Annotated in this window: 9 protein-coding genes and 1 pseudogene; 7 read left to right on the forward strand and 3 right to left on the reverse strand. The window is 38.1% G+C overall.

Translation table 11 applies throughout. The features are described from left to right. Nucleotides 1-526 precede the first annotated feature (526 nt). Entirely contained in the window at nt 527-1,492 is a 966-nt protein-coding gene (locus A3M5_RS23405; protein ID WP_018395687.1) for a helix-turn-helix domain-containing protein, read from the forward strand. 588 nt (nt 1,493-2,080) lie between these two features. On the opposite strand, the gene A3M5_RS0120720 is transcribed toward A3M5_RS23405, so the two are convergent. Further along, nucleotides 2,081-2,380, reverse strand: a complete 300-nt coding sequence (locus tag A3M5_RS0120720; protein ID WP_018395688.1) for a hypothetical protein — start codon at nt 2,378-2,380, stop codon at nt 2,081-2,083. Continuing rightward, a complete protein-coding gene (locus A3M5_RS0120725) occupies nt 2,358-3,161 on the reverse strand; it encodes a ParA family protein (protein ID WP_018395689.1) in 804 nt (267 codons plus the stop codon). Before A3M5_RS0120725 ends, A3M5_RS0120720 begins: the two co-directional genes overlap by 23 nt. Before the next feature lie 434 nt (nt 3,162-3,595). On the opposite strand from A3M5_RS0120725, the gene A3M5_RS0120730 reads away from it, so the two are divergent. The 4 genes from A3M5_RS0120730 to A3M5_RS0120745 all read left to right on the forward strand — a co-directional run bounded on the left by A3M5_RS0120730 (nt 3,596) and on the right by A3M5_RS0120745 (nt 7,631). Beyond that, complete coding sequence (locus A3M5_RS0120730; protein ID WP_018395690.1) at nt 3,596-4,606, forward strand: ABC transporter substrate-binding protein; 1,011 nt, start codon at nt 3,596-3,598, stop codon at nt 4,604-4,606. A gap of 117 nt (nt 4,607-4,723) precedes the next feature. After that, entirely contained in the window at nt 4,724-5,740 is a 1,017-nt protein-coding gene (locus A3M5_RS0120735; RefSeq protein WP_018395691.1) for a FecCD family ABC transporter permease, read from the forward strand. Further along, nucleotides 5,733-6,773, forward strand: coding sequence for a FecCD family ABC transporter permease (locus A3M5_RS0120740; protein ID WP_018395692.1), 1,041 nt, complete (start codon nt 5,733-5,735; stop codon nt 6,771-6,773). The genes A3M5_RS0120735 and A3M5_RS0120740 overlap by 8 nt, the downstream gene beginning before the upstream one ends. A gap of 36 nt (nt 6,774-6,809) precedes the next feature. Beyond that, complete coding sequence (locus A3M5_RS0120745; RefSeq protein WP_018395693.1) at nt 6,810-7,631, forward strand: ABC transporter ATP-binding protein; 822 nt, start codon at nt 6,810-6,812, stop codon at nt 7,629-7,631. A gap of 544 nt (nt 7,632-8,175) precedes the next feature. Here A3M5_RS0120745 and A3M5_RS0120750 read toward each other — a convergent pair. Beyond that, the gene (locus tag A3M5_RS0120750) at nt 8,176-8,838 is read right to left on the reverse strand and encodes an HAD family hydrolase (protein WP_018395694.1); all 663 of its coding nucleotides are present in this window, start codon (nt 8,836-8,838) and stop codon (nt 8,176-8,178) included. 466 nt (nt 8,839-9,304) lie between these two features. Here A3M5_RS0120750 and A3M5_RS0120755 point away from each other — a divergent pair, with 466 nt between their 5' ends. Next, nucleotides 9,305-9,874 (forward strand): recombinase family protein, encoded by a 570-nt coding sequence (locus tag A3M5_RS0120755; RefSeq protein ID WP_018395695.1) that lies wholly within the window; start codon nt 9,305-9,307, stop codon nt 9,872-9,874. A gap of 1 nt (nt 9,875) precedes the next feature. Then, nucleotides 9,876-12,629: pseudogene (locus A3M5_RS23410) on the forward strand (Tn3 family transposase); the annotation flags it as partial. Nucleotides 12,630-12,991: the final 362 nt, after the last annotated feature.

Here is a 12,991-nt window from a genome sequence, read left to right on the forward strand (position 1 = left end):
TGGAAATTTCTACTTTTCCACTTCTGTTAAGTTAGCCAACTTTCTCGCACAAGTGGAAATTTCTACTTTTGTTAATATTAGATCCTCTTTTTCCCTCTTTAAAGCGTTTTACAAGATAAAAAAATTGTTGTATGTTGGTAACAGAAATAAAAAAAGCTGTTCCGCAACTTCAAGATAGTCGCTGGGAACAGCCTATAAATACTATATAGTTAAAAAATTCAATGCTTCTCTATAATATAAAATCATTCAATTACCATTCAATTACCATTAAATCACAAAAAACAAAATAGAAAAGGCAAAAGCGCGTTAAACAGGTGTTGGTCGCACCTGTTTAACCGTCCACCGTGATAGCGCCACGGTAAACACCTGCTTTCACCAAGATACTTGTTTATGTCTGTATTATAGGACAAATAAACAGTTTATTCAATGGGGAAGTATATCCTTTTTGAAAGCAATTAAAAAGGCGTGTTTACCGTAACCACCGGTAAATACGTCTTTTTTGTTGTTTTAAAAGGAGAGATACTGTATGTCTGGATATAAAATTTTGTCCCATAATGAATTTCAAAAGTTACAATATCATAAACCTTACGCAGTCAATCATGCGCAGCAACAAGAAGTAAAATTAACACTCTTAAATCCGATCATAGCGGCTTACGGTGATAAATTTTATCGTTTAAAAAAAGGTACTCAACAATCCATTGAGATGATCTGCTGGTTCAGTGCTGAAAAAGGATTCTGCTTTGCAAGTGATGATTATTTTGCGAAACGCTTTAACGTTACAGATAAAACGATCCGTAATATCTTTAAACAGCTTCGCGATTATGGTCTCGTTTACACAGTATACCGCCGCTCATCTACTCAAAACGGGCTTGGAGCACCTATTCATCTATTTATAAAACATCCGTATTTTAAACAATGGACAGAGCTTCTTCAATTGGCCGATTTCCAACCTAATTTCCAACCTGAAAATACGGAAATCCCTTATGAGAGTAAGGATGATAAGCTAGAAAAAGATTCTACCAAGTATTTATCTTTTAATAAAAAGCTTTTAAAGATCTTACGTAAGAACATCCGTCTAGATGAAACATTTACACCCAAAAATGTCCCAAAAAGATTCGTTGAAGCAATAATACCTTTTATTTCAGAAGCAAAAGAGATTTATATGCTTTGGAAAAAAGCCTTAATGACGTATAAACAATCCAATCTTGCTGACCCCATTGAATTTTACGTGGATATTACGATAGATGCATTCAAACAGACTGTATTTGCCTATAAACAGAGAAAAATCAAAAAAGACTTCAATGGCTATTTTTATGGAACACTTATGAATATGTTTACTTATCAAAAAAGGAAAGAATCTTTAATTAGTCATCCTTATTTTTATAATTGGCTCGAGAATAAGGAAAATGAAGCTATCAAGCAAGAAGATAGTGCTGAAAACTGGCAACTTGAAGTGGCAGCATTAGTAGCAAAAGAGGAAATACCTTATTAAGTATAATAGTTTGTATGTTAAATCTTGCATTATATGCATAATTCACATATATATATTTTTTTGATTTAACGCGTTATATCCAATTGTTCTTTATCTTAGACAGCCTGTATTTCTGCTTAATGAGTTCTTTCTGTCTGGAAAAAATGCGCTTTGCTTGGCTAATTTCTCTTCCAGTGAACAAAATGGCTGCACGTTTTGTTTACGTTGCTACCTGACAAAATATCAAAATATCTCAAGACTAAATCAATCCCAACGGCAGTGTTTATTTTGGCCAACATTTTACTCCCCGTTTCACAAACAGAGTGACAAAATAGTTACCTGCCGGCTTCCAATGTGCTGTAGCGGAAAGAATACATCCTTTCATGTTACAGCTTTTTACAAAGCGTAACCAGCCTACTTTTAGGCAGTTTCATTTTGCCTCCAACGATGGTTACCTTAGACAGTTGGTTTTTCATTTCAATGCTTATTTATCATGTAGGGCTGCACGTTATTTCGTTTCCTTTTGAATCGCGGTACATCATTCTATTTCTTTAAAAAAAGTATTCAAACGAATCAGCCAGATGCCGGTAGAGATTGATCCATACAAGATCAGTTTTTCTCTTGCTTCAAATATTGCTCCAGGGCTTCTTCGATCATGATGTAGATGTTCTTCTCCTGCATGAGCGATTGCAGTTTTAGCTCTTTGTGAAGGTCCGTTCTGATATCGAATGATACGCGTTTTCTTTCCACTTTTCTTTCTTCCTTTCTTGTTTGTTTCGTTTCTATCTTTATTTCTTCATTTGAAGAAACGTTGTTTTCTTCTTTTTCCACTGTTTCAGCTAACGCTTGTGCCGGCGTAATGACGCTTTGCTGGCGTTTTAAGTTCTTAATTTCGTTGATCTTGGACACGGCTAATCAGCTCCTTATAAAAATGATTGTATTGATCAAGTCCTGCTTTCAGTTCGGCGTTGTCCGTGAATCCATACAAGGACAGCCTGCCGACAGGCGCTTTTCTTGTGATGATCGTTTTGAAGACATCATCCGGATAATCTTCCGCGATCAGTTCATTAAAGGCTTTTGCATCGCTGCGCCGCACATCGTTCATCGTCCGGAGAATCCCAATCATTTTTGTATCCCGGCTGCCAAAGCTGTTTGCGCCTTCAATCGAACTCATGAAGTTTGGAACAGCCGAATAGCACCAGTTTGAACATTCGAACATGACGACTACATACTCGCTTGCACAAAGCGCATTGGTTGTTTGTTCACTTAAGGATGGCGGGGTATCAATGATAATAAAATCATAGTCATCGCGGACTTGATTCAGCAATTCATCTAAAATGAGGCTTGGGTTTCCGTTGAAAGGCACATGATCCCCTTGATAGGTTTTCCCGGTGTAGATCCAGCGTGCGAAAGTCGCAAGGAAGTTGTTTGCCGGAAGCAGATCCCATTGTTCGCTGACGGGCTGCAGATACGATTTCACATCCGTTTGCTGCATCGCTTCGAGCACCGATTTCCCTATAAACTCATTGGAGGGCTGTTCGGATAACAGTTCCGTTAGATTACCTTGTGAATCCATGTCAATGGAAAGAACACGAAAACCGTCTTGGTGAAGCAAATAGGAAAGGATTCCGGCCGTTGTGGACTTTCCACAGCCACCTTTTTGAATTCCAAATGTAATGGTAATGGCCAATTTTTTATCCACCTATCTTTCTTCCAACGTTGTTTTCTTCTTTCGTTGGTTTATTACTTTATTCTTCATTTTGTGTTGAAAACCTTTTTTTTCTAGGCCAAAGTGTAAAATAAAGACAGCAGTGCAATATTAAAATTGTAAACCAAGCCCATTGTATTATCTTCTAGGGTCCCTTATTATGTCCGTTATAAAAGAAGAGGAGACTATGGATAGTTATGTATCTGTTTAGGAGAATATAATGTGAATTTAGCACAAAGTGTTTAATTCACATTATATTTACACTTAAAAACTATTGTACTTAGGAAGAGGATATCTATCGAAGTGAGCAGCGATAAGTAAATTAAGAATAGTTTGCAAATTAAGTATTGATATAGGTCAATTATTAGATTATAATCGATAACGATTATCATTATTGATTATAAAGGAGGAACAATATGTCTGTATTTACATACTCATCTGCAAGAAAATCTTCATTTTCTTTGCTAGCGCTTATTTTATCCATGTTGATGCTTTTAGCTGGCTGTGGAAGCCAGTCATCAAAAGGAACATCTAGTGAAGGTGGCGGAGAAGCGGAACCAAAAGCGGAAACAGAAAGTTCGCGAGAAATCACCCATGCGATGGGAACGACAACCATTGAAGGGACACCAAAGAAAGTTGTTACGTTATACCAAGGAGCAACAGATGCCGCTGTGGAAATGGGCGTTAAGCCAGTTGGTGTGGTTGAATCATGGCTGGAACAGCCGATTTATAACTACCTGAAAGAAGATTTAGATGGCGTCCAAATTGTTGGACAGGAAACACAGCCGAATTTAGAAGAAATCGCAAAGTTGGAGCCGGATTTAATTATTGCGTCGAAATTGCGCCACGAAGAAATTTACGAGCAATTGTCTCAAATTGCGCCAACTGTTGTACATGAAACGGTATTTGATTTTAAAGGAACAGTTGAAATGATGGGCGAAGCGATGAACCAGGAAGAAAAAGCTAACGAGCTTCTTTCTGCATGGGACAGCCGTGTTGTTGACTTTCAAGGGAAAATCCAAGAAAAAATGGGCGACCAGTGGCCGCTTCACGTATCTGTTCTCAACTTTAGAGAAGACCATGCCCGCATTTATGTAACAGGTTTTGCCGGTTCTATTTTAAGTGAACTTGGTTTTGCCGGTCCTAAAAATATTACGGATAAAAGTCTGGATGTTGTTAAGCTGACGGACAAAGAAAGCATTTCTCAAATGAACGCGGACGTCTTTTATGTGTTTATGGAAGACAATGAAGCTGTGAAGAAAACACATGATGAATGGACGAACCATCCATTATGGAAAAACCTCGATGCTGTAAAAGCTAATCAAGTGTATACAGTGGATGAAATCATTTGGAATATGGGCGGCGGAATCAGAGCGGCTAACTTAATGTTGGATGATATTTATGACAGATTTGAATTAGAAAAATAATCATGTAAGCACAGGGATAGGAGGAGGAGTATATTCTTTCTCCTATTTTTGTATATCTTTTTTATGTTCGCTTTGTACAGAGTATGAGATCACACAAAGATTGAAAGAAGGATTGATATGGAGCATTTACTTTCTCGTCCATCTTTGAAAATAGGCGGATTATTTGTTTGCGTTTTTTTATTTGTTGTTTCCTTCATGCTGAGCATGGCGCTTGGCCAGACAACGATTCCACTGCAGACAACCTTCGATGCCTTATTCAACTATGACGAGTCCAACACGGAACATATTATCATTACAACATCCCGAACGACGAGAGCAATTATAGCGTCTGTCATTGGTGCCAATCTTGCCATAGCGGGTGCTCTTATGCAGGCGTTAACGAGAAATCCATTGGCTGCTCCTGATATTTTTGGTATTAATGCCGGTGCGCTCTTTTTTATCGTTTTTTCTGCTACTTTTTTTTCTGTTAACTCATTGGTTAGTTATATGTGGATCGCTTTTTTAGGAGCAGCCGTTGCTGGGGTACTCGTTTTCTTCCTTGGTTCGGTCGGAAGAGATGGATTAACCCCTATTAAAATCGTATTGGCCGGGTCGGCGATAACGGCTCTTTTTGTTTCGTTTACGCAGGGCTTACTAGTGATTGATGAACAGGCCATACAAAGTATTTTATTTTGGCTGGCGGGATCGGTTGCGGGACGCAGTATGGATATGCTGCTGCCTGTATTGCCATTTATGCTGGGTGCCGGTTTTCTTACTTTTTTTTTAGGACGGCCTATTAATATTTTGATGTCTGGTGATGACGTGGCGAAAGGCCTTGGGCAACGGACGGTTTTCGTGAAGGTCATGATTGGGGTTATTGTGGTGGTGCTAGCTGGCGGATCAGTAGCTGTAGCCGGCTCTATCGGATTTATTGGCTTAATTGTACCGCATATGGTTCGGGGTCTCGTAGGTCCTGATTACCGATGGGTCATTCCCTTTAGTGCTTTAATTGGAGCCATTCTGTTGTTATTAGCTGATATAGCAGCAAGGTTTGTGATTATGCCGCAGGAAATGCCCATTGGAGTGATGACTGCTGTAATAGGTGCTCCATTTTTTGTTTATATTGCACGCAGGGGGTTATCGAAAAATGACTAGTTTTCTCACAGTAAGAACGAAATCGGGCTCTCTTTCATTCCAAACGTATAAAAAAACATGGAGGATCATTCTGCTTCTCAGTTTATTATCATTGGTACTTTTCATGCTTAGTTTATCAGTGGGAAGCAGTTTTATCGCTCCCCACGCGGTGATCAAACAGTTACTCGGCTATGGGAATGGCGAGTATGACTTTGTCCTGAATACGTTGAGGCTGCCTAGAGTATTGCTTGCTTTTATGGTTGGAGCGGCGCTTGCCGTATCCGGATTGATTTTGCAGGGAGTGATCAGAAATCCCCTCGCTTCCCCGGATATTATCGGGATCACAAGCGGGGCGTCCGTTGGTGCCATCGTCTTTATTGTTTATTTAATGGGGGTAGTAAGCCTGACGTGGCTTCCTGCAGCCGCAATCGGAGGAGCAGCTATTTCAGCCATCATTATTTATGGACTATCATGGAAAAAAGGCGTCACGCCAATTCGCCTTGTACTGATGGGAATTGGCATCGCCGCCATCATGAAAGCTTTTGTCACGATGATGCTTGTAATGAGTGAAGCAGCTGTAACGACTAAATCTTACCTTTGGTTGACAGGCAGCTTGTATGGTGCGAATTGGATAGACGTTTATTCGATGCTGCCATGGTTTCTTCTTTTTATTCCTATTACACTTTTATTTTCCAGGACTGTTAATGTAGCCGAATTGGGTGACGATGTAGCTATGGGTCTTGGTGTAAAAGTGGAATTGCAACGTCTTTTGCTTCTTTTTATCAGTGTTGTGCTGGCCGGGTCTGCGGTAGCATTTGCAGGTGGAATCGAGTTTGTCGGGTTAATCGCACCTCACATTGGCAGAATGATTGCCGGACGTTCGTTTGGCGGATTAGTCCCTATATCTGCCCTAATTGGCGGAATCATTGTCATGCTGGCTGATATGGCAGCGAGGACAGCCTTTCTACCGCTTGATATCCCAGCAGGCGTTTTTACAGCGGGGATTGGGGCACCGTTTTTTATTTATTTGTTGTATAGAAACCGAAATAAGTGAAGAAATGACATAGATTGTAAAGAAGGGACTGAAACGATGAGTGTGTTAGAAGCACAGTCTTTAACTCTGAGTTATGGAGAAAATTATATTATCGAAAATCTTGACCTGAAAATACCTGAAGGAAAAATAACCGTTTTAGTCGGGGCGAATGGCTGCGGAAAATCAACTCTATTGCGATCACTTGCCCGTCTTTTAAAGCCAAAGTCAGGGGGTATTTTATTGGAGGGTGATCTGGTAGGAAGTTTATCAACAAAAGAGGTCGCAAAACGTCTTGCCATTCTTCCTCAAGGCCCGATCGCACCAGAGGGTCTTACGGTTTTGCAACTGATTAAGCAAGGAAGATATCCCCATCAAAGCTGGTTAAAGCAATGGTCGAAAGAGGATGAAAAAATTGTTCAACAAGCCCTTGAAGCGACCCGTATGCAGGAATTTCCTGAAAGAGCGGTTGACTCATTATCTGGCGGACAAAGACAAAGAGCGTGGATTGCGATGACACTGGCACAGAAAACCAATATTATTTTGCTGGATGAACCGACCACATATTTAGACATGACCCATCAAATAGAGATTTTGGACCTTTTGTTTGATCTGAATGAACAGGAAAATCGCACGGTTGTTATGGTTCTGCATGATTTAAACCTGGCTTGTCGATATGCGCATCATATTGTGGCAATTCGCGATAAAAAAATATACGCACACGGGAAACCAGAAGATATCGTAAACACTGGTATGGTAAGAGATGTATTTCAAATGAATTGCGACATCACGGAAGACCCTTTATTTGGTACTCCGATGTGTATTCCACATGGAAAAGGCAGACAGATTAATAAAAAGAAGCACCAGAGTATTTTATTGTAAATTATAGAATGGGGGTGGATATGCATGAGCCAGGTGATGATGATTGAGTTAAAACCACCCAGTGTATCAGTCGTAGTATCCATGATTTCGAGAAGATATGCTTGGGGTCCTACCAACAAAACGCGGAAAACATACGCTAAGAGAATTTTGGAATGAAAAAGCCGATTTTCCCTACGCTAAGAGAGTAACATCAGGAAATTACGGGTTTACAACGGTAAGGAAATCCAAATATAAAAAAAGCCTAATTTCTCGCTTTTAACACCGAGGAATTAGGCTTTAGTTACTTCATTAAAGCGCCCTTTTGTTGAATAACTAATATGCTTTTATTAGTTGGTATTGGGGAAGATCAAAGACTGTAAAAACCGGTAAGCAGTTATTGAGCATTAGCACCATTACTTGAATAAATATCCCTATTTAGTAAATATCCAAATTACAAATATAGCAATAGCAATTACAGCCTAAATAATGGATTGTCTATATTCTTTCAATAGGCTGTGTTAAAGTATACGGTGGTTTTTTTACTAATGAAGGAGGAATTTAAAATTTATTTACACAATATTAATTGATTGAATTGTTCTACTGTTTCAAAGTAATATTTAGACTCCATTTTCATCCTCTCCTTGATTTCAGGAATACTGTGGGACCATCCAGCAGCCGCGAAATCTACGTTACAACTTTTTGCCATCTCCATTCCAGGTTTAAGGTCATCTAACATAAGTGCTTCATTTTCTTGAAGATTAAAACGTTCTAATATTTGTTTTATTGGGTAAGGATGTGGCTTTCTCTGATGTTCAGGAAGTTCCCATCCAAAGATTTCATCTGGTGAAAATCCACAATGGATAGAGTAATCTCTTTCGATTCGGCTTCTCTCAGAATGAGAAACAACTGTCACAATTCCACCTTGTTTTTTAAATTCTTGGATTGTTTCAGGAAACATCTCATAAAAATCTGGTACAGTTGATTCGGTATACTTTTTCCATACTTCTTGCTGATGTTGAAGTTCAATGTCTGTAAATTTAATGATGTCTTTACATAAAGAAAAGAACCCTGGATTGAAACAGTATCCAACAAACTCATCAAGTGTAATAGACCTATTTGGTCGTAGTTTTTTAAGGGCTTCAACAAAGGATGGATAATGTATTTCAGGTGTACTTTTTACCGCAGTATCGTCATGGTCTAAGATTAAGCATTTATATTTTAAAGTCATTATATCCCCCTATAAACTCGTAAAATCCCATACATTATAACATACTAAAATAATCTATTATCCTAGTATTAAGGCGGATTTTTCTTTAGTTATTAAAATCAACAATTGCCTATAACAGAGCCTTTCAATTAAAACCCCCCTGAAAAATTAGAAACCTTCTTAGGTTAGTTTGAGTACAAATCTTCACAATCTCTTCTAAACTGTAACAAAGATATCCAATTTTCTTTAAAGGTGTTTGCCGTAATATGGCCCGATTGTTGAACAAAATTAAAAAAGCCATTTAATTCATTAGTTATGGATAAATCACCATAAACGACTGTTTTTGGATATGGTAAGTGAACTTCTCTAAAAACCTCAAAAACTACTTAAATACATAACCAAAAATATAACCAAAATCTAAATACCAATATATTTATCTCTACCCCCTTTTTGGTATAGTCAAGGCATTAATAAGGGGGGATTCTTGTTGAAATTTGGATATGCACGTGTCAGTACACAAGATCAGTTATTATCGTTACAACTTGATGCATTGGCTCACTACGGAGTGGACCAGACTTTTGAAGAAAAAGAATCAGGTAAGAAAAAAAACCGACCTCAGTTAGATGACCTTCTTAAAGTTTTACGTAAAGGCGACACGGTGGTTGTCTATAAATTAGATCGTATCAGTCGTAGTACCAAACATTTAATTGAGCTTATGGAACATTTTGAATCAAAGGGTATTCAATTTGTGTCCATTCAAGACAAGATTGACACGACAACTGCTATGGGACGTTTCTTTTTCAGAATGTTGGCCAGCATAGCAGAATTAGAACGAGATATCATCAGTGAACGAACGAAAGATGGATTGACGGCTGCTAGATCTAGGGGAAGAAAAGGAGGCAGACCAAAGGTTGATTTAAAGAAAATAGAACTTGCTATAAAAATGTATGAAAGCAAGGATTACTCTTTATCTCAAATTAAGACGGCAACAGGGATTGGAGCGACAACGTTATATCGTTATCTAGAAAAGAAAAAGATATCTAGCGAGGAGGTGTAGTATGAGAGGGAAAGAATTACTAACAGAAGATCAAAGAATAGAATTTGTACGAATTCCAGCTGATATGAGCGAAAGTGAGCTAGAAACTTACTATACTTTTTCACAATGTGACCTTGAAATTATTAAACGACATAGAAGAGATCATAATCGTTTAGGATTTGCTGTTCAATTATGTGTTTTACGCTATCCTGGATGGTCCCTTTCAGATGTTGGCTCTATTCCAGATTACATAATCGAATACATAGCTAGACAGATAAATGTTAATCCTAATTCATTTTCTTTATACGCCCAACGATACCCAACTAAACATGAGCATATGGAAGAAATCCTTCAAGTTTATGGTTATCAGAATTTCTCCTTAGGGAATTATCGCAAGGCAGTTCAGTTTCTTTTGAATCATGCCCTGCAAAATGGAAATTCAATGTATCTTCTTCGTACAGTACAAGAAGAACTACGTAATCAGAAAATTATTCTCCCTGGTATGACTACTATAGAGAGGCTTGTTTGGGAAACTCGTCAACGAGCAGAGGAAAGGATTTTTAAATCATTAACTTGTACTCTTTCCAAATGGCAAAAACGAAAATTAGATAAACTTATAGATCCCTTTGTAGACAATAGAAAAACCCCTTTAGCATGGCTTAGGGAACTTCCCGGCCAATCTTCACCTGAGGCCTTTTTAAAAGTAATACAGCGCTTAGAATATCTTCGAGATTTAAAATTAGAAATAAATACAGAACAAATCCACCCCAATCGGTTACTTCAATTATCTCGTATTGGAGCAAGGTATGAACCACACTCATTTCGAAGGTTTAAAGAAAAGAAGAAATATGCAATTCTTGTTGCCTATCTAGTAACACTAAGCCAAGATCTAATTGACCAAGCAATTGAAATTCATGATCGACAAATGATGATTTTACAATCAAAAGGCCGCAAAACACAAGAAGAAATGCAAAAAGAAAATGGAAAAGCAGTGAATGAAAAAGTCGTGCATTTTGCAGATATTGGTGCTGCACTTATTCAAGCACGAAATGAAGGGCTTGATCCATTTAATGCTATTGAAATGATTATGCCGTGGGATAAAATTGTTTCTTCTGTCGAAGAGGCACAAAAATTAGCCCGACCGATGGATTACGATTATCTAGATTTGTTAGAAAATCGTTTTTCTTACCTAAGAAAATATACTCCTACATTTCTTAAATCTTTTGAATTTCGTTCTACACAAGGTACAGAGCCATTATTGCAAGCCTTGAAGACGCTAAATGAAATGAATGAATCTGGTAAAAGGAAAATCCCAAATGATGCCCCGGTAGATTTTATTCCTAAACGTTGGAAGAAGCATGTTTATGGTGAAGATGGAATAATTAATCGACACTATTATGAGATGGCTGCACTTACAGAGTTAAAAAATCATATTCGATCAGGCGATATATCTGTAGTCGGTAGTAGACTTCATAAAGATTTTGAAGAGTATCTTGTTCCTAAAGAAGAATGGACATCAACTCGTCTCACAGAAACTAAACTAGCCGTTCGTTCATCAGCAGATGAATATCTTGAGGAAAGAAAAAAATCACTAGCTCAACGCCTTACATGGGTTTCGAATAATCTTGATTCTCTGGAAGGAGTAAATATCGAAAAGGCTAAGATCCGAGTGGACCGTTTGGAGAAGAATACACCTGAAGAAGCGAGAGCTTTTAGCCTGTCTTTATATAATATGTTGCCGAGAATAAAGCTCACTGATCTTTTAATGGAGGTAGCACACTGGACAGGATTTGACGAAATGTTGATACATGCCTCAACCAATCGTCCACCAAAGGGAGAGGAAAAAGTAGTTCTCATGGCTGCTCTCATGGCAATGGGAACTAACATAGGACTTACTAAAATGGCAGAAGCTACACCAGGAGTTACCTATCATCAAATGGCTAATGCAGCGCAGTGGCGTTTATTCGATGATGCTATAAGTCGTGCACAAGCGACATTAGTGAATTTTCAACATAAGCTTAAACTAGCTTCATATTGGGGAGATGGAAGTACCTCTTCTTCTGATGGAATGCGTGTACAGGTTGGTGTTTCATCGTTACATGCCGATGCCAATCCAAACTATGGGTCTGGAAAAGGAGCAACCATTTATCGATTTACTAGTGATCAATTTTCAAGTTTTTATACGAAAGTCATTAATACCAATGCTCGTGATGCTGTACACGTTATTGATGGATTACTTCATCATGAGACAGATTTAAATATTGAAGAGCATTTTACAGACACAGCTGGCTATGCCGACTCAGTATTTGGATTGAGTCATTTACTAGGATTTCGTTTTGCACCAAGGCTACGTGATTTAGCTGACTCTAAGCTCTTCACCATCCAAACGCCAAATGAATTCCCCAAACTAGAAAATATACTCCGTGGCCGTATTAATACTAAAATTATTCAAGAGAATTTCGATGACGTATTGCGTGTAGCTCATTCTATTCGAGAAGGAAAAGTGTCCGGTTCACTAATCATGGGGAAATTAGGGTCATATGCGAGACAAAATAAACTTGCAACTGCGTTACGAGAAATGGGGAGAATCGAAAAAACCATTTTTATTTTGGATTACATATCTAACGAAACACTACGCCGTCGAATTCAACGTGGACTAAATAAGGGGGAAGCCATGAATGGGTTAGCGCGAGCCTTATTCTTTGGAAAACGGGGTGAGTTACGTGAACGAGGAATACAAGACCAATTACAACGGGCAAGTGCTTTAAACATTATCTTTCGTTAGGATTAAGCCGTTTTTTTGCTCGATTAGCCGGGTAAGCTGTTTGCGATAATCCATTTCATCACCTTTTTTTACATTTATGCTTTGATTATAATTAATTAGAGTATAAATGTAAAAAGGCGCCTGCTTTAAAGATCAAATTTGCACCGCAATCATACGATTTACTTTTTTATCTCTATTTTTGTTTTTCTGTGTCTAAAATTTATCAAAATTGGATGGAAAAGAGTATTTTATCCAACAATGATGATTTTAAATTTTTGTTCAATATATGGTATTTGGCAACAACCTTTATTGTTTTCTCGTGGATCAGACTTAATCACACGGAGACAATCTAAATTTTATATTTAACCACCGTT

This window comes from Bacillus sp. 37MA, assembly GCF_000372765.1.
Taxonomy (GTDB): domain Bacteria; phylum Bacillota; class Bacilli; order Bacillales; family Domibacillaceae; genus Domibacillus; species Domibacillus aminovorans.